The 16,220-nt window shown below is 72.1% G+C and carries 17 protein-coding genes; 10 read left to right on the top strand and 7 right to left on the bottom strand.

From position 1 onward, the window contains the following. Nucleotides 1–154: 154 nt before the first annotated feature. Nucleotides 155–961 (bottom strand): MerR family transcriptional regulator, encoded by an 807-nt coding sequence (locus tag AB3M34_RS17195; RefSeq protein WP_370615776.1) that lies wholly within the window; start codon nucleotides 959–961, stop codon nucleotides 155–157. A gap of 109 nt (nucleotides 962–1,070) precedes the next feature. Between AB3M34_RS17195 and AB3M34_RS17190 the strand changes: the two genes are divergently transcribed. From AB3M34_RS17190 to AB3M34_RS17170, 5 genes are read left to right on the top strand one after another with little or no spacing between them, the layout of a single operon-like run. Beyond that, nucleotides 1,071–1,673 carry a YqgE/AlgH family protein gene (locus tag AB3M34_RS17190; RefSeq protein ID WP_370615775.1) on the top strand — a complete coding sequence of 201 codons (603 nt, stop codon included), beginning with the start codon at nucleotides 1,071–1,073 and terminating at the stop codon, nucleotides 1,671–1,673. 40 nt (nucleotides 1,674–1,713) lie between these two features. After that, entirely contained in the window at nucleotides 1,714–1,977 is a 264-nt protein-coding gene (locus AB3M34_RS17185; protein ID WP_370615773.1) for a DUF3039 domain-containing protein, read from the top strand. Next, nucleotides 1,970–3,019, top strand: a complete 1,050-nt coding sequence (locus AB3M34_RS17180) for a zinc metalloprotease (RefSeq protein ID WP_370620035.1) — start codon at nucleotides 1,970–1,972, stop codon at nucleotides 3,017–3,019. Before AB3M34_RS17185 ends, AB3M34_RS17180 begins: the two co-directional genes overlap by 8 nt. Further along, nucleotides 3,019–4,830 carry a DEAD/DEAH box helicase gene (locus AB3M34_RS17175; protein ID WP_370615772.1) on the top strand — a complete coding sequence of 604 codons (1,812 nt, stop codon included), beginning with the start codon at nucleotides 3,019–3,021 and terminating at the stop codon, nucleotides 4,828–4,830. Before AB3M34_RS17180 ends, AB3M34_RS17175 begins: the two co-directional genes overlap by 1 nt. Beyond that, nucleotides 4,806–6,305 carry a M1 family metallopeptidase gene (locus AB3M34_RS17170; protein WP_370615771.1) on the top strand — a complete coding sequence of 500 codons (1,500 nt, stop codon included), beginning with the start codon at nucleotides 4,806–4,808 and terminating at the stop codon, nucleotides 6,303–6,305. The genes AB3M34_RS17175 and AB3M34_RS17170 overlap by 25 nt, the downstream gene beginning before the upstream one ends. On the opposite strand, the gene AB3M34_RS17165 is transcribed toward AB3M34_RS17170, so the two are convergent. Continuing rightward, on the bottom strand, nucleotides 6,278–7,150 hold the full coding sequence (locus AB3M34_RS17165; RefSeq protein WP_370615769.1) for an SDR family NAD(P)-dependent oxidoreductase: 873 nt from the start codon (nucleotides 7,148–7,150) through the stop codon (nucleotides 6,278–6,280). The two genes, AB3M34_RS17170 and AB3M34_RS17165, sit on opposite strands and share 28 nt — an antisense overlap. Before the next feature lie 5 nt (nucleotides 7,151–7,155). Continuing rightward, nucleotides 7,156–7,665: an Lrp/AsnC family transcriptional regulator gene (locus tag AB3M34_RS17160; RefSeq protein WP_370615767.1), complete on the bottom strand. Its 510-nt coding sequence runs from the start codon at nucleotides 7,663–7,665 to the stop codon at nucleotides 7,156–7,158. 21 nt (nucleotides 7,666–7,686) lie between these two features. Here AB3M34_RS17160 and AB3M34_RS17155 point away from each other — a divergent pair, with 21 nt between their 5' ends. Genes AB3M34_RS17155 through AB3M34_RS17145 form a run of 3 tightly spaced genes read left to right on the top strand, consistent with a single transcriptional unit; the run spans nucleotide 7,687 to nucleotide 10,546 of the window. Then, nucleotides 7,687–9,063, top strand: a complete 1,377-nt coding sequence (locus AB3M34_RS17155; protein ID WP_370615766.1) for an FAD-binding oxidoreductase — start codon at nucleotides 7,687–7,689, stop codon at nucleotides 9,061–9,063. Between the two features lie 10 nt (nucleotides 9,064–9,073). After that, a complete protein-coding gene (locus tag AB3M34_RS17150) occupies nucleotides 9,074–10,072 on the top strand; it encodes an alpha/beta hydrolase (RefSeq protein WP_370615764.1) in 999 nt (332 codons plus the stop codon). Nucleotides 10,073–10,108: 36 nt separating this feature from the next. Beyond that, entirely contained in the window at nucleotides 10,109–10,546 is a 438-nt protein-coding gene (locus AB3M34_RS17145; protein ID WP_370615763.1) for a hypothetical protein, read from the top strand. Here the strand turns inward: AB3M34_RS17145 and AB3M34_RS17140 are convergent. Further along, nucleotides 10,515–11,408, bottom strand: coding sequence for a hypothetical protein (locus AB3M34_RS17140; RefSeq protein ID WP_370615761.1), 894 nt, complete (start codon nucleotides 11,406–11,408; stop codon nucleotides 10,515–10,517). The genes AB3M34_RS17145 and AB3M34_RS17140 overlap by 32 nt on opposite strands. A gap of 56 nt (nucleotides 11,409–11,464) precedes the next feature. Between AB3M34_RS17140 and AB3M34_RS17135 the strand changes: the two genes are divergently transcribed. Together AB3M34_RS17135 and AB3M34_RS17130 are read left to right on the top strand one after the other, a co-directional pair. Next, nucleotides 11,465–12,367: an oxygenase MpaB family protein gene (locus tag AB3M34_RS17135; RefSeq protein WP_370615760.1), complete on the top strand. Its 903-nt coding sequence runs from the start codon at nucleotides 11,465–11,467 to the stop codon at nucleotides 12,365–12,367. Further along, nucleotides 12,360–12,956, top strand: coding sequence for an acyltransferase (locus AB3M34_RS17130; RefSeq protein ID WP_370615758.1), 597 nt, complete (start codon nucleotides 12,360–12,362; stop codon nucleotides 12,954–12,956). Before AB3M34_RS17135 ends, AB3M34_RS17130 begins: the two co-directional genes overlap by 8 nt. Before the next feature lie 12 nt (nucleotides 12,957–12,968). On the opposite strand, the gene AB3M34_RS17125 is transcribed toward AB3M34_RS17130, so the two are convergent. The 3 genes from AB3M34_RS17125 to AB3M34_RS17115 are packed head-to-tail and all read right to left on the bottom strand — an operon-like array spanning nucleotide 12,969 to nucleotide 16,186. Further along, nucleotides 12,969–13,520, bottom strand: coding sequence for an isochorismatase family protein (locus AB3M34_RS17125; RefSeq protein ID WP_370615756.1), 552 nt, complete (start codon nucleotides 13,518–13,520; stop codon nucleotides 12,969–12,971). Nucleotides 13,521–13,525: 5 nt separating this feature from the next. Then, nucleotides 13,526–14,848: a nicotinate phosphoribosyltransferase gene (locus AB3M34_RS17120; RefSeq protein WP_370615755.1), complete on the bottom strand. Its 1,323-nt coding sequence runs from the start codon at nucleotides 14,846–14,848 to the stop codon at nucleotides 13,526–13,528. 36 nt (nucleotides 14,849–14,884) lie between these two features. Continuing rightward, entirely contained in the window at nucleotides 14,885–16,186 is a 1,302-nt protein-coding gene (locus tag AB3M34_RS17115; protein ID WP_370615754.1) for a hypothetical protein, read from the bottom strand. Nucleotides 16,187–16,220 lie beyond the last annotated feature (34 nt).

Below are 16,220 nucleotides of genomic sequence, written 5' to 3'. Positions count from 1 at the left end.
GTCACAGCCGCCGACCCGTGGTTCGGCGGCGAGCGTCGCCTAGCATTCACGGCAGAGCTTCGGTCCTGCCCGGCCGTCCCTCCCTCCAGTGCCGGGTAGGGCCGTTCTCTCTGTCCGGGGTCGGTCGCGTCCCCGGACCGGCTTCGAGGGCCCGCTAGGACTTCGGGCCCTGCTCGCCCAGCGCCTCGAGCTCCTCGCCCAGTGCCTCGTCGATCGCGTGCGCCAGCTCGTCGCGGAACACCGCGACGACCGCCTGCGCGGCCACGGGGAGCAGGTTGGCGATGGCGGTGACGATCTCCTGCCAGCGCTCGTCCGGCATGCCCTCCTGCACGAACGGCTGCCAGATGTCGTCACGGACCCGCTGGACAAGGTCGTCGGCGACCGCACGGAGCGGCGGTGTCATCGCGGGGAGCAGCTCCAGGACCGTGTCCGGGCGCAGACCGAGCGAGATCGCCGAGGCGCCCGCGCGGACGACCTCGGGGTGGTGCACCTCGAGGGTGTCGTCGTCGACGATCGTGGCGAGGCCACGCTCGACGAGCCGTTCGGCGAGGTCGGCGTCGCGGGGGATCCCGGCGAGCGCGGTGAGCCCTGCGCGCGACATCAGCTCGCTCTCGGGCTCGCGAGCCAGCGGCGAGTCGAGCACGGTGATCAGGTCGAGCGCGTAGTCGGCCGTCTTGGGGGTCTTGTCCAGAAGTGCCTTCTCGACCGCCTGGAGGGTGAACCCCCGCTCGAGCAGCGTCCGGACGAGCGTCAGCTGGTTGACGTGCGACTGCGAGTAGTAGCCCGTCCTGCCCTCCAGCCTCGGCGGAGCGAGAAGACCTCGGCTCGCGTAGGCGCGGACGTTGCGCACGGTCATGCCGACGCGGGATGCGAGCTCGTCGACGGTGAGCTCGTCGACGGTGACCTCGCCGGAAGGCTGCACGTCGACAGCGGGCTCGGCATCGTGGTGGGTCTCGGGCATGTCGTCCTCTGGTCGCGGCCGGTTTCGTCATCCTAGGCCCTGGATCACCCGTGAGGGCGCCACCACGGCGTACGCTGAGGTACGGCTGCTCGTGACGTGAGGAGGGGCGATGACCGAGTACGAACCCGCGGAGACGCCCGATGAGCTCTCGCCGCGACACCGGTCGTACCGAGGGCGTCTGCTGGTCGCCACGCCGCTTCTCGGTGGAGGCCCGTTCTACCGCTCGGTGGTGGTCCTGCTCGACCACGACGGAGGCGGCGCGCTCGGCGTGATCATCAACCAGCCGTTGGACGCAGCCGTCGCCGACATCCTTCCCGAGTGGTCGACGGTCGTGTCGAGCCCGACGGCGGTGTTCTCGGGTGGGCCGGTCTCCTCGGACTCCGCGCTCGCGGTCGGCGTCCTTGCCCCGGGTGACACTCCGCCCGTCGGCTGGCGGGAGATGTACGACGGGGTCGGACTGGTCGACCTCGACCTCCCCGCGCGCGCCGCGGATGCCGGTCTCCGCGGGGTCCGGGTGTTCGCCGGCTACGCCGGCTGGAGCCCGGGGCAGCTCGAGGGCGAGATCGCCGAGGGCTCGTGGGTGGTCGTGGACGCTTTCGACGACGACCTTCTCTCACCGAATCCCGAGGCGCTCTGGAGGCAGGTCCTTCGGCGTCAGGGCGGCGATCTCGCGATGTTGTCAACCTTCCCCGACGACCCTCAGCACAACTGATCGACTAGGGCGCAGCCCGCGCCTGGCATAGACTGCCGGGGTGTCGACGACCTTCAGCCCCGGAGCCCAGACGTCATCCGACGTCCGCACTCAGCCGCGTCTCGACGATGGCGACCACGAGCGCTTCTCGCACTACGTCCCGAAGGACAGGCTCACCGAGGCGATGATCGAGGGCACGCCGGTCGTGGCGCTCTGCGGGAAGGTGTGGGTGCCCAGCCGCGACCCGCAACGGTTCCCCGTGTGCCCGGAGTGCAAGGAGATCTGGGAGTCCCTGAAGTCGGGCGACTCCGGTGACGATGCCTGACCGCCGCCGGCGGGTGCACACTCGCGCGTACGGCGTCGGGCTGCTCGCAGCTCTCCTGGTGGCCGGGCTTTTCTCGGCCACGTCGTCCGCTGCTGCTCGGCAGCCGGCGACGGCCGACTCAGACGGGCGCCTCGGGGCCACGACGCCCCGAGCACATGCTTCCGACGACTGCGACCCCGCAGAAGCGCTCGCAGCCCGCGCGATCAAGGGCGTCGACGGAGTCGTGCGCGGTCCCGAGCCGTCCGCAGCGACGATCGAGGCGTACGAGCGTGACTTCGCACGGAGAGCGGCGGCGCTCGACGCCGCCAGGACGGGCTCAGGAGACAAGGGCGACGCAGGCGACGCGCCGCGCCGCATCACGGTGAACGTCTACGCCCACGTGATCAAGCCGTCGGCCGGCAGCAAGACCGTCAGCCGCGCCAAGGTCCGCCGTCAGATCAAGATCGTCAACCGCGCGTTCGCCGGCAAGCAGTGGGGGCCGGCGCGCACGACGCGCATCCGCTTCAAGCTCAAGAGCACCGGCTACACCGTCAACCGCGCGTGGTACTACGCCGGTCTCGGCTCGAAGGAGTCGCGGCAGATGCGCAAGGCGCTCCACCGCGGCAAGAAGCGCACCCTCAACCTCTACATCGGTGCGCCGACCGTGCAGGGCGACCTCCAGGTCCTCGGCTACGCGACCTTCCCGCAGCGGCCCGCGAGCAAGCTCGCGACGGACGGTGTCGTGATCCACCGCGGGACCCTGCCGGGCGGCGGGTTCCGCCGCTACAACAAGGGCGACACCGCGGTGCACGAGATCGGGCACTGGCTCGGGCTCTACCACACGTTCCAGGGCGGGTGCGGCAAGAAGGGTGACCGGGTCGCCGACACGCCCCGCGAGCGGATCCCGAGCTTCGAGTGCCCGCGCGGACGCGACACCTGTCCGAGCCCGGGGGAGGACCCGATCCACAACTTCATGGACTACTCCTACGACCGGTGCATGCACCACTTCACGGCCGGTCAGACCGAACGCATGCGCAAGCTGTGGCGGGTGTATCGCCGCTGATGTCCGGGGCCGCACACCTCCCTCCGGCCTATCCAGATCGTGCAGCATGGGGCACCGCCCCGAAGCTTCGCGCGTGGCAGGCCGACGCGATCTCGCATTACGCCGAGCGCAATCCACGTGACTTCCTCGCGGTGGCGACGCCCGGCGCCGGCAAGACGACCTTCGCTCTGACGGTCGCCGCCCAGCTGCTCGAGCGCCGCGTCGTCGAGCGGATCATCGTCGTCGCACCCACCGACCACCTCAAGACGCAGTGGGCCGAGGCGGGCGCCCGTGCCGGCATCCCGCTGGACCCGTCCTTCAGCGGACGCAGCGGTGCGATGGCGGCCGACTACAAAGGCTTCGCGCTCACGTACGCCGGAGTGGCGACCAACCCGACCGCGTACCGTCTTCGCACCGAGCGCTTCCGCACGTTGGTGATCCTCGACGAGGTCCACCACGCCGGCGACGCCCTGTCGTGGGGTGACGCGGTCAGCGAGGCCTTCGAGCCCGCCACGCGGCGGCTTGCGCTGACCGGCACCCCGTTCCGGTCGGACACCAACCCGATCCCGTTCGTGACGTACGCCCCGGGCGACGACGGCATCGGCCGCAGCGTCGCCGACTACTCGTACGGCTATGCAGAAGCGCTCTCCGACGGGGTCGTCAGGCCAGTGCTCTTCATGGCCTACTCGGGCGACCTCCACTGGCGCACGCGCGCTGGCGACGAGGTTGCCGCGAGGCTCGGCGAACCGATGACGAAGGACCTCACCGCACAGGCCCTCCGTACGGCGCTCGACCCGACCGGCTCCTGGATCCCGTCCGTGCTCGCCGCTGCCGACAAGCGGCTGTCCGAGGTCCGTCGGCACGTGCCCGACGCCGGGGGGCTGGTGATCGCGAGCGACCAGAACAGCGCCCGCGCCTACGCCAAGATCCTCCGTGAGATCACCGGCACGGGCCCGTCGGTCGTGCTCTCGGACGAGAAGGAGGCGAGTGCCCGGATCAGCGCGTTCGCCGAGTCCGACGAGCGGTGGATGGTTGCCGTACGCATGGTCAGCGAGGGCGTCGACGTGCCTCGCCTGGCCGTCGGCGTGTACGCGACCACGACGTCGACGCCGCTGTTCTTCGCCCAGGCCGTCGGGCGCTTCGTGCGTGCCCGCAAGCGCGGCGAGACGGCGACCGTGTTCGTGCCGAGCGTGCCGCGCGTGCTCGGGCTCGCCGCGGAGCTCGAGGTGGAGCGCGACCACGTGCTCGGCCGGGTCGGCGGCGACACGGACGACCCGCTCGCGCTCGACGACGAGCTGATCGCCGCTGCCCAGGCGACCGAGTCCACCGCCGACCTCGAGCCGTTCGAGTTCCAGGCGCTCGGGAGCGAGGCGTCGTTCGACCGGGTCCTGTACGACGGCGGTGAGTTCGGCCACGAGGGTGAGGTCGCGGTCGGGTCCGAGGAGGAGATGGACTTCCTCGGGATCCCCGGTCTGCTGGAGCCCGACCAGGTCCGGGAGCTGCTCCGGCACGCCCGGTCGAGACGCGCTCAGCGCGGACGGGACGCGGACGCCGCCGACGGCACGGACGACTCGGAGGCGGCTGCGTCGGCGGCACCGGACGCGCCCGCGCAGCCCGACGAGCCGAGCACGCACGAGATGCGTGCGCTGCTGCGCCGTGAGCTCAACGGTCTCGTCGGCGCGTGGCACCACCGCACGGGCCAGCCGCACGGCGTCGTCCATCACCGGCTGCGGGAGGAGTGCGGCGGGCCGGCGGCGGTGAGCGCCTCCGTCGACGACCTGCGGACCCGGATCGACAAGATCAGAGAATGGGCCAGCCGACCTTCTCGATGATCTATCGTCACGGCATGCGCATCGCCGCCGTCGCCCTGTCGACCGCCTTGGTGGTCGGGCTCACCCCGACACTGTCCGGCACGCCGTCGGCTGCGACGGCCGAAGCCGCCACGTCCGAGCATCCGGCAGCCGTGGCCGCTGCGGCGGCGCGACCGGCCGTGGGCGGTGGCAGCGCAGGCGACCCGTACGTCCCCGGTCACGGCAACCGCGGCTACGACGTCCGCCACTACCGGATCACGGCCACCCTGCACCCTGACAAGCGGCTGGTCGGTCGGACCCGCGTCACCGCGGTGGCGTCGAAACGACTGCGACGGTTCAACCTCGACCTCGTGCTCGACGCGACGTCCGTGCGCGTCGGCGGCCGCCCGGCTCGCTTCTCCCAGCGCGGCCGCGAGCTCGTCGTCACGCCGCGCCGCGCGGTCCGCAAGGGTGCGCGCTTCACGGTCACGGTCGCGTACGCCGACCGACCGACCGAGGTGACGCACCAGGGTCTGCGGCCGTTCCTCGCGACGAGGACGGGCGCGGTCGTGGTGGGTGAGCCGGAGTCCGCGCCGTGGTGGTTCGCGAGCAACGACCACCCGAGCGACAAGGCGACGTACGACATCCGGCTGCGTGCGGCACACGGCACCGAGGCGATCAGCGTCGGGCGGCTCGCGGGGCGCAGGAACGTCGGCGACCTCACCCAGTGGCGGTGGGTGATGCGCCGGCCGATGACGACGTACCTCGCCTTCGCGGCGTGGGGCGACTTCCGCATCGTGCGCGAGCGTGCCGGCGGCGTGCGCTACCTGTACGCGTACGACCGTGGTCTCAGCAAGGGAGTGCGGACCCGCGCCGTCCGCTCGCTCCGCCGGACCCCGCAGGTCGTCCAGTACCTCGAACGCCACCTCGGCCCCTACCCGTACGCCGACCTGGGTGGCGTGGTCACGACAGCCGACCTCGGGTTCGCCCTCGAGACGCAGGCGCGTCCGGTCTACGAGGACGGCTTCTTCACGCGCGGTGCAGGGCTGGAGCCTGGCCGCAACACGTCCGTGGTCGCTCACGAGGTGGCCCACCAGTGGTTCGGCAACGCGGTCTCGCTGCGCCGGTGGCGTGACATCTGGCTCAACGAGGGGCTCGCGACCTACCTCGAGTGGATGTGGGACGAGTCGCAAGGACTCGGCACGGTCGACTCGGTCTTCGACGACTGGTACGAGTACGGCGGCCGCTCGTTCTGGCGCCTCCCGATCGGCGACCCCGGTCCGGACCGGATCTTCGACCACCGCGTCTACGTCCGGGGTGCCATGGCCGCGCACGCGCTCCGCGACCGGATCGGTGACCCGGCGTTCTTCGCGCTGCTGCGCCGGTGGGTCCAGGAGCGACGCGACGGGCACGGCACGACGGCGCAGTTCGTCCGGCTCGCCGAGGGCGTCAGCGGTCGCCCGCTGGACGCGTTCTTCGACGCCTGGCTCTACGGTCGATCGCGGCCGTCACTCTGACTCTCCCGCGGTGCGGGAGTGGTCAGGCCGGGATGCTCCGTCCGGGCGAGCGCCACGGCTCGCGGCGCCCGTCGCCGCAGCGCGAGCTCGACGACCCGTTGCGCCTGGGTGCGGAAGGGGACCGCGGGCCGGACCCAGCGGGGCGCGACGACGACGCGTGACCGGTGCTCGATGCCGTGCTCGAGCGCAGCCGCGGCGCTCTCGACCGGAGCAGCACGCGTGAGCGGACCGACGTTGAGGACGCGTGCTGCCTTCGTCGAGAAGCCCTCGGCCGTCATCTCGGTGTCGATCTCGCCGAAGTAGGCGATGCCGACGCGCGCTCCGCTCGTCGTCAGCTCGGGACGCAGGGAGTCGCCGAGAGCCTCGACGCCCGCCTTGGACGCTGCGTAGGCGCCGAGCAGCGGCGGATGCACGGCTCCGGCGATCGAGGACACGAGGAGGACGTAGCCGGAGCGGTGGGCGACGTACGGGGCGGCGAGGCGGACGGTGTCGTACGCGCCCGTGAGGTTGACCGCGATCGTGCGGTCCCAGACCGCGGGGTCACCGCCGATCAGGGGCAGCTGGGCCACCACGCCGGCGTTGGCCACCACGACGTCCAGGCCGCCCAGGATCGCGACCACCTCGGTGACCGCACGGTCGAGCGACGCTCGGTCGGCCACGTCGCAGACCGCCCACGGCGCGTCGCCGCACCGGCTCGCGGTCTCTGCCAGCGCGTCGCCCTCGAGCCCGACGAGCGCCACGTGCGCGCCCCTGGAGGCGAGCCGGACCGCGAGCGTCGCGCCGATCCCGCGCGCCGCTCCGGTGATCAGGATGCGGCGGCCGGCGACGGAAGCCGAAGAGCGCACCGACGTCACCCGGCCGTGTCAGCGACGTCCGCCGCCGTGCCGGGAAGGTCGCGGGCGGCGTCGACGAGCGGGGCGACGCGCGGGGTGAGCTCGGACTGGAGGGCGATCACGGTGGCGACGCGGACGATGCTGGGCACGGAGACGACGGCGTCGAGGACGCGTTGGAGGTCGCTGTTGGAGCGGGCGACGACCCGGCACCACAGGTCCCCGGCGCCGGTGATCGTGCAGGCCTCGAGCACCTCCGGGATGGAGGCCAGGTGGTCGGCGACCGGGGCACGGCCCTCGCCCTGGACGACCTCGAGGGTGAGGAACGCGGTCACGGGATAGCCGAGTGCGGCAGGCGACACGGTGGGGGACCAGGACGCGATCACGCCGCGCTCGGCGAGCCGGTCGAGCCGCGTCTGCACCGTGGCACGGGCGACGCCCAGGCGGCGCGAAGCCTCCAGGACGCCGATCTTGGGCTCGGCCAGGAACAGTCGCACGATCTGGGCGTCGAGGTCGTCGATCACAGCCACGTCGTCAGCATAGGGTGAGGCATGCGCAACGACGCTTTCGTCGCCGCCCTGACCACAGAGCTCGGCGCCGACATGGTGCTCACGGATCCCGATCGCCTGCTGTCCTACCAGACCGATCGGGCGATGTTCTGCGACGCGGGGATGCCCTGCGCCGTCGTGCTCGCCCGCTCGACCGCCGACGTGTCGGCCGCGGTGCGCCTGGCCTCGGAGCACGGAGTGCCCATCGTCGCCCAGGGCGCCCGAAGCGGTCTCTCGGGTGCCGCGAACGCGATCGAGGGGTGCCTCGTCGTCGCGCTCGAGCGGATGGACCGGGTGCTCGAGATCGACGTCGACGAACGCCTCGTCGTCACGCAGCCGGGTGTCCTCAACGCCGACCTCTCGCGCGCGGTCGCCGAGCACGGGCTGTTCTACCCGCCGGACCCGAGCTCGTGGGAGTTCTGCACGATCGGCGGCAACCTCGCCACGAACTCGGGTGGCCTGTGCTGCGTGAAGTACGGCGTCACGACCGACTACGTGCTGGCGCTCGAGGTGGTGCTCGCCGACGGCGAGGTGCTGCGGACGGGGCGGCGTACGGTCAAGGGGGTCGCCGGCTACGACCTGGCGCGCCTGTTCGTCGGCTCCGAGGGCACCCTGGGCATCATCACCGAGGCGACCCTGCGCCTGCGCCCTGCTGCTCAACGGCCCCGGACGCTCGCGGCCACCTTCGGGACCGTGCACGACGCCGCTGCGGGGATCGCCGCGGTCAGCCGCTCTGCCGTCATCCCGAACCTGCTCGAGCTGATGGACCGCACCAGCCTGCGTGCCGTGAACTCCGCGTACCAGCTCGGGTTCGAGGACGCCGTCGGTGCGCTCGTCCTCGCCCAGTCAGACGCGCCCGGACTCGCGGGGGAGGCCGAGATCGACGCCATCGCCGAGCACCTGCGGGCCGCGGGAGCGCACGACGTGGTGCTGGCCGCCGACGACGCCGAGGCGGCGCTCCTCCTCACCGCGCGCCGCGAGGTGCTGACGGCGTTCGAGTCGATGGGGACCACCATGGTCGACGACGTCTGCGTCCCGCGGACACGGATCGCCGACCTGGTGGACGGTGTCGCGGCGGTCGCCGACAAGCGCGGGGTCGTGATCGGGGTCGTCGGGCACGCCGGCGACGGCAACTTCCATCCGTGCGTGATCTTCGACGCGTCGGACCCGGACGAGGCGGAGCGTGCGCACGCGGCGTTCGACGACGTGATGGTGCTCGGGCTCGACCTCGGCGGCACCATCACCGGCGAGCACGGCGTCGGGGTCCTCAAGCGGGAGCTGCTCGAGCGCGAGCTGGGTCCGGTCGGGCTCAAGGTGCAGCGAGCCGTCAAGGACGCATTCGATCCGCGCGGTCTGCTCAATCCGGGCAAGGTCCTCTAGTCTGGCGGCCATGGTTGCCCCACTGCCGATCCGCACGCGCGTGTTCAGCGTGATCGAGCGCCTCCTGAGCTCGCCGATCGACGAGATCCCTCGCGAGGAGATCCCGGCTCGACGGACCAGGCGCGCCAAGCTGCTCGCCTCCCGGGCCGGCCGGCTTGTCTCCGGTCGCCCGCACGTCGACGCGCAGATCGCCGATCGCCTGGTCGAGCTCGCACCCGTCCGGATCGAGGGGCTCACAGGGGAGACGGATCCGGTCACGCTCAGGCTGCGTGTCTATCAGCCGCCGACGCCCGGGCCTGAGCCGTTGCCCCTCGTCGTGCTCTACCACGGTGGCGGCTGGGTGCTCGGCGACCCGGAGCAGGACGAGTGGTGGGCGAGCCACCTGGCCGTCGGCGCGCCGTGCATCGTCGTGTCCGTCGCGTACCGGTTGGCGCCCGAGCACCCCTACCCCGCGGCGGTCCTCGACGCCTGGGCGGCGCTCGGCTGGGCCGTGGACCACGCCGAGGAGCTCGGCGGCGACCCGGGGCGCGTCGTCGTCGCCGGTGACAGCGCCGGCGGCAACCTCGCCGCGGTCGTGGCCGACCTGGCTGCGCAGGCCGGGTCCCCGGCCCTCGCCGGACAGCTGCTCGTCTACCCGTCCGCTGAGATGGAGGACGTCTTCCCGTCCGAGCGCGAGCACGCCAACGCGCCGGTGCTGACCTCGCGGAGCATGCGCGCGTACTCGAGGCTGTACCTCGACGGCGCCGACCCGTACGCCCCCACGGCGGCGCCGCTGCGCGGCTCGCTCTCAGGGGCGGCCGTGCCGGCACTCATCCAGGTCGCGGGCCACGACCCGTTGCGCGACAACGGCATGCTGTACGCCGAGGCGCTGCGAGGCAACGGCGGTGACGTGACGCTGACGGAGTACGCGGAGGCGATCCACGGATACCTCAGCCTGCCGGGTGCGTCACCGTCAGCGCCGCGGGCGCTCGCCGAGACGGTCGCGTTCGTCCGTGGCGCCGGAGCGTAGCCGGGCCCACCGCTCGGCCGCTGCCGAGGGACGACCGTGAGCACCTTCGACACCGATCCGCCATTCGTGGACGAGCACGTGGTGACGGTTCCCGAGCCGCGCGAGCGTGTCTGGCAGGTGCTCGAGGCCTTCGTGCGAACGTCGCTGCTCACGGCCGCAAAAGGGCCGCTCGCGCTCATCCTCGGCACGGATCCGCCAGGGGGTTTCGCCGTCGCGGTCGAGGTGCCGCAGGAGCGGATCGAGCTCGTCGGGCGGCACCGCTTCTCCCGCTACCGCCTGGTCTTCGCGGTCGCGGACGGGGACGAGGCTGGAAGCACCCGCCTGAGCGCACGCTCGTACGCGACGTTCCTCGGGCCGCACGGCGCGGTCTACCGCGCGCTGGTGATCAGGACCGGCTTCCACGTCCTCGCCACCACGCGGATCCTGCGGCAGGTCCGTCGGCTCAGTCGGTCGGGGCCGCCGGGAGCAGGCTGAGAGCACGCAGATCGGCCAGGCTGGCGTCGACGTCCTCGGAGCCGAAGCCCGTGAACCATCGACGGGCGGACTCGAGCGCCGGCTCGCCCACGGTCGCGAGGTCGTCCGCGACCGCCTCCGCGCTCGTCCGGGTCAGCCGCTCCGCCACCGCGGGCACGTCGTCGCCGTCGAGGCTGGCGCGCGTGGCGAGAAGGACGTCGAGGAAGCCGTAGCGCAGGCGGTCGCCGTCGGGAGCGCGCCAGGCGATCGCGTGGGCGAGGTCACCGATGCACCCGAACCGCACCTCCCGGTCCAACGCGTCGCTGATCGCGCCGGCGAGCGTCTCGGGAGACGGGACGTCCTCCGCGTCCTCGCCGCCGGTGCGGAGGAGGAGCCCGAGGTCTTCCGTCGCGAGAGTGTCGAGCGCGTGCTGCCACCGTTGGACACCGGCGACCCGGGCGTACAGCGGCAGCGCCACCTGGACCGACACGTCCTCGAGCAGGCCCTCGGCGTCGAGCTGGGAGACCATCGCCGCGACGCGGTGCGCCCCGCGCGCGAGGTCGTCGAGGTCGCGCACCGTCGTCACCAGTCCGGCGAGCCGGACGCCCTGCAGCCGTGCTGCCCACCGCACTGCCGGCTCGATCGCGCCGGCACCTCCGGTCACGGCGACCGCGATGTCGAGCGGTGGCGCACCGTCGACGAGGCAGGCCTGGACCGACGGCAGGTCGGTGTCGGGGACGATCAGGGGGCCGAGCACGTCCGCGTGCTCAGGGGAGCCGGTCATGCGTGCCGTGTACGTGGCGACCCGCTCGGACAGGATCGGCCGCGGTGCTGCGTCCGACGATGCGTCGGCCACGAGATCGCGGAGATAGGAGGCGCTCATCCTCACGAATATCTCGTGCAGACACGCGACCTGTCCAACCGGTAGCGTCCTGGGGCATGACCCAGACGCTCCCGCCGCCGCCCCGCGGGCGTGACCGCCTGCGCCGTGACGCGTGGCAGCGGGTGATCGCCGGTCTCGACCCCGTGCAGGACCACGAGACGATCTCGGCCGTGCTCGCGCGCTACGAGTTCCCCTGGGACATCCAGCAGGCGCTGAGCTTCGCGCTGTTCCGGACGTTCGCGGTGCCGTCGATCGGCGTCCTGCTGCAGGAGACGCACGAGTTCACCGTGCGCACCCAGAAGCGGCACGACGACACGGTCCTCGTGCTCGACGCCATCATCGAGGACGGGCTCGAGTCGCAGAACGGCCGCGCCGCCGTGCGTCGGATGAACCGCATGCACGGCGCGTACGCCATCAGCAACGACGACATGCGCTACGTGCTGTCGACGTTCGTCGTCACGCCCGTGCGCTGGCTCGCCGACTACGGCTACCGCGGGCTCACGGCGGCGGAGATCGAGGCCTCGACCCGGTCGTACCAGCGCATCGGCGCACTGATGGGCATCAAGGACATCCCTGCGTCCTATGCGGAGTTCGAGAAGCTGCTCGACGCGTACGAGGCAGCGCACTTCGGCTACGACCACCGCTCGCGCGAGGTCGCCGACGCGACCCTCGAGCTGCTGTGCACCTACTACCCGAGGCCGCTGCGCCGTGCGGTCGAGATCTTCTCGCGCTCGGTGATGGACCCGCACGTCCGCGAAGCCTTCCGCTACCCCGACCCGCCGCACCTGGTCGTCGCGCTGTCCCGCGGACTGCTGCGGCTGCGTGGTCGTGTGCTGCGTCTCGCGCCCCCTCGGGTGAAGGCCTCCCGGCCGGAGGACCGTGGCGCGGTGCGCACCTACCTGCCCGGCGGCTACCGCGTCGAGGACCTCGGCACCCACACCGACACGGCGCATGTCTGACACGTCCACCTCGTACGCGCTCGCGCGCGAGTGGTGGCGCAAGCAGCGCTGGTACGGCCGTGCGTACCGTCCGCTGAACCGTGCCCGGCTGACGGTCGAGCTGGCGCGGAGGCGTGCGTACGCTCGTGGCGTCGTGCACGGCGAGGCACTCGAGATGCTGCGCGACGGACGGCTCGAGATCGGGCCGCGGGTCTTCCTGGAGCCCGGAGTCTGGATCACCGGCGGGCCCGACGCACGCATCGTGATCGGCGAGGGGACGTTCCTCAACCTCGGCGTGATGGTGGCGGCGTCGCAGCGGGTCGAGATCGGCGCGCACTGCATGATCGCGAACGGCTCGCTCGTCACCGACTCGGCGCACCGGTTCGACGACCCGGACCTCCCGGTGCCGTGGCAGGGTTTCACGTCGAAGGGGCCGACGGTGATCGGCGACAGCTGCTGGCTCGGTGCCAACGTCGTCGTGACCAGCGGGGTGACCATCGGGGAGCGGTGCGTGATCGGCGCGAACTCCGTCGTCACGCGCGACATCCCTGCCTACTCGGTGGCTGCGGGCGCGCCGGCGCGCGTGGTGCGCCCGATCGCGTACCCCTGAGCCTGAGCCGGCTCAGGACACCGCCACGCCGGCCTCTTCGAACTCCGCTCGGGTCCGATCGAGGTTGTCCGTCGACACCGGTGCGGTGAGGTCCATCAGGACGGTGGTCGCGAAGCCGGTGCCCGCGGCGTCGAGCGCGGTCGCCCGCACGCAGTAGTCGGTCGCGATGCCGACGACGTCCACGCTGTCCACCCTGCGCTCGCGCAGCCAGGCGTCGAGCTGCTCGCCGTCGACGGTGCGCCCCTCGAAGCCGGAGTACGCGGCGTCGAACTGACCCTTCTCGAACACGGCCGAGAACATGTCCTCGGTCAGGGGCGCGTGGAGGGCGTTGCCCTCCGTGCCGACGACGCAGTGCGGTGGCCACGAGTCGACGAAGTCGGGCGTCGCGCTGAAGTGGGAGCCGGGATCGATGTGGTGGTCCTTCGTCGCCACGACCACGTCGTAGCCGCCCTCGGCCACGAGCCTCGCGATCTGCTCGGCCACCGCAGCACCACCGGCCACGGCGAGCGAGCCGCCCTCGCAGAAGTCGTTCTGGACGTCCACCACGACAAGTGCCTTGGTCATCGGAGTCATTCCCCCTCGAAGGTCGTCGGAATCGCGGGCTCGCCCCGCGACAGCTGCCGAGCCTGCAAGGGTAGCTCGGCCAGCGACGTACGAAGGCGCTCGCGGGCCGCCTCCAGCGGCTCGTCGTACACCCTGCGCCCGGCCTCGACCAACGGGACGAGGAGCGGCCGGTCGTTGTCGTCTCCGTCGGGCGACCCGCCGATGCCGATGACCTCGGCCTGCGCCGTACCCCGCTCGTCGAGCCTGCGCAGGGCGTACTTGCGACCGCCGACCGAGATCTTGTCCTTGCTCGCCTTCGCGACCGAGACCATCGTCGCGTCGGGGCCGACACCGTCCGCGCGCGAGACGAGCTTGTAGACGAACCCGCAGGTCGGGTGACCGGAACCGGTGACCAGCGAGGTGCCGACGCCGTACCCGTCGACCGGGGCGGCGGCCAGGCCCGCGATCGCGAACTCGTCGAGGTCGCTCGTCACCACGATCTTGGTGGCGGTGGCGCCCAGGCTGTCGAGCTGGCGGCGCACCTGGGCCGCGAGCGACGGGAGGTCGCCCGAGTCGAGCCGCACGGCGCCGAGCTCCGTACCGGCGACCTCGATGCCGACCCTGACCGCCTCCGCCACGTCGTACGTGTCCACGAGCAGCGTCGTCCCCGCGCCGAGCGACGCGACCTGCGCGGTGAAGGCTTCACGCTCGGTGTCGTGCAGCAGCGTGAACGAGTGGGCCGACGTGCCCGTGGTCGGGATGCCGTACCGGCGACCCGCCTCCAGGTTGGAGGTCGTCGTGAACCCGGCGACGTAGGCGGCGCGCGCCGACGCGACCGCCGCGGCCTCGTGCGTACGGCGCGAGCCCATCTCGATGCAGGGGCGATCGCCGGCGGCCACGATCATGCGCGCCGCCGCCGAGGCGATCGCGGAGTCGTGGTTGAGGATCGACAGCAGCAGCGTCTCCAGCAGCACGGCCTCGCCGAACGTGCCCTCGACGACGAGGACCGGCGACTGCGGGAAGTAGAACTCGCCCTCGGGATAGCCCCAGACGTTCCCGCTGAACCGGTAGTCGGCGAGCCACTCCAGCGTCGGTCCGTCGACCACCGCGTTGTCGCGCAGGAATGCGAGGTCGGCATCGGTGAACCGGAAGCGTTCGATCGCGTCGAGCGCGCGACCGATGCCGGCGACCACGCCGTAGCGCCGTCCGTCGGGGAGCCGCCGGGCGAACAGCTCGAACACGGAGCGGCGGTCGGATGCCCCGTCGGTCAGCGACGCCTGGAGCATGGTCAGCTCGTAATGGTCTGTCAGCAGCGCGGTGTGGTCGGTGAGCAGGGCTGTGGAGGTCACGGCGTCAGCGTAGTGCGGCACCGACGCCGTGGCGGGTCAGCGACGGACGCGGAACCGCTTGGTCGCGTACGGGCTGCCGCCCTTGGCGTTGACCGCGCGGACGAGGACGGTGTGCTTGCCGTTGCGGAGCTTCGCGCGCTTGACGACGACCTTGCGCCTGGACGCGGAGACGGTGCGGACGAGCAGGGTCTTCTTGCCCTTGTTGACCACGACGCGGTAGCGCAGGATGCGCGCGCCGCCGCTGCGCGCGGGAGCCTTCCACCGGACGACACGCTTGCGTGCGGCGGTCTTCCCGGTGACCTTCAGTGCACGCGGCTTGGACGGGGCTGTCGTGGGAGGCGTGGTCACAGGCGGTCGCGGCGCCGGTGGCGGTGGGGCGGCGAGCGCCGGGAACCGGAGGACCTTCCCGGGCACCGTGTCGTTGGCCACCCAGATGCGTCCCGCACCGTCCAGCAGCACGTCCGACGGGAGCTCGAGCTGTGTCGCCGCTCCCTCGAGGACGACGATCGGTGCGACGTTGCCGGTCGCGCCCGCGGCGAACACGCGGATCGAGCTGTCGCCGCCGTTCGCGACGTACGTCCGCCCGTACCGGTCGACGGCGAGACCCCAGACGTTGTCGAGACCCGTCGCCGGACCCGAGATCGTCCGCGACGGCGTCGCTGGCCCGCTCGTCCCGGCGGTGAAGACCTTCACGTACGGCGCCGTCCCGTTGCCGCCACTCACGTACAGAGAGGTGCCGTGCACGGCGAGCCCCATGGGGGCGGGCGTGTGGAGCGTCCGCCGGCGCGTCGTCGACCCGACGTCGAGCCGGACGACCTCGTCGGTCGTCCCGCTGGCGACCCACAGGCTCGTCGGCGAGGTGAGGGCGAGGTCGTTGGGTGCGGCGATCAGGGTCGCCGCGCCGATCGCCGACTGCAGAGCGAACCCGTTGCCCGTCGCAGGCACGGTGAAGGTGCGGATGGCGTTGTCGTTGTAGGCGGCCATGTGGAGACGCCCGTCGGACCCGACGGCGATGCCTGCCGGCTTGGTGAGGAACCCCATCCCGGGCGAGGTCGGGTCGAGGACGGCGACAGCGGGGACGTTCCCGTCCGCGGCGGGCGCGAACACCCTCACCGAGCCCGGCGTCGGAGTGGCGAAGAGGTTGCTGACGAAGAGCCGCCCGTCGGGACCGAGCGCGAGGCCGACCGGGCGTTGCATCCCCGTCGCCGCGCCTGCGATCACACGGTCGGGCGTCGGGGCGATGACCTGCGGTGCGGCCGAGGCCGTCGGCGGCGTCGCGAGGACGAGGGTGCCGCCGATGAGCGCAGCAGCGGGCAAGAAGGTCAGCGTGCGTCTCATGGCATGTATCACATCAGCAACGCAGGGCCAGGTG

This window comes from Mumia sp. Pv4-285 (genome assembly GCF_041320275.1).
Classification (GTDB): Bacteria; Actinomycetota; Actinomycetes; order Propionibacteriales; family Nocardioidaceae; genus Mumia; species Mumia qirimensis.
Note: the sequence above shows the minus strand (reverse complement) of the source record. Positions and strands in the feature narration are given on the sequence as shown.

Excerpts from the sequence above, each read along its gene's own strand:
- AB3M34_RS17195 (WP_370615776.1), bottom strand. The coding sequence starts at position 961 with ATGCCCGAGACCCACCACGATGCCGAGCCCGCTGTCGACGTGCAGCCT.
- AB3M34_RS17190 (WP_370615775.1), top strand. The coding sequence starts at position 1,071 with ATGACCGAGTACGAACCCGCGGAGACGCCCGATGAGCTCTCGCCGCGA.
- AB3M34_RS17180 (WP_370620035.1), top strand. The coding sequence starts at position 1,970 with ATGCCTGACCGCCGCCGGCGGGTGCACACTCGCGCGTACGGCGTCGGG.
- AB3M34_RS17175 (WP_370615772.1), top strand. The coding sequence starts at position 3,019 with ATGTCCGGGGCCGCACACCTCCCTCCGGCCTATCCAGATCGTGCAGCA.
- AB3M34_RS17170 (WP_370615771.1), top strand. The coding sequence starts at position 4,806 with ATGGGCCAGCCGACCTTCTCGATGATCTATCGTCACGGCATGCGCATC.
- AB3M34_RS17155 (WP_370615766.1), top strand. The coding sequence starts at position 7,687 with ATGCGCAACGACGCTTTCGTCGCCGCCCTGACCACAGAGCTCGGCGCC.
- AB3M34_RS17150 (WP_370615764.1), top strand. The coding sequence starts at position 9,074 with ATGGTTGCCCCACTGCCGATCCGCACGCGCGTGTTCAGCGTGATCGAG.
- AB3M34_RS17140 (WP_370615761.1), bottom strand. The coding sequence starts at position 11,408 with ATGAGCGCCTCCTATCTCCGCGATCTCGTGGCCGACGCATCGTCGGAC.
- AB3M34_RS17135 (WP_370615760.1), top strand. The coding sequence starts at position 11,465 with ATGACCCAGACGCTCCCGCCGCCGCCCCGCGGGCGTGACCGCCTGCGC.
- AB3M34_RS17130 (WP_370615758.1), top strand. The coding sequence starts at position 12,360 with ATGTCTGACACGTCCACCTCGTACGCGCTCGCGCGCGAGTGGTGGCGC.
- AB3M34_RS17125 (WP_370615756.1), bottom strand. The coding sequence starts at position 13,520 with ATGACCAAGGCACTTGTCGTGGTGGACGTCCAGAACGACTTCTGCGAG.
- AB3M34_RS17115 (WP_370615754.1), bottom strand. The coding sequence starts at position 16,186 with ATGAGACGCACGCTGACCTTCTTGCCCGCTGCTGCGCTCATCGGCGGC.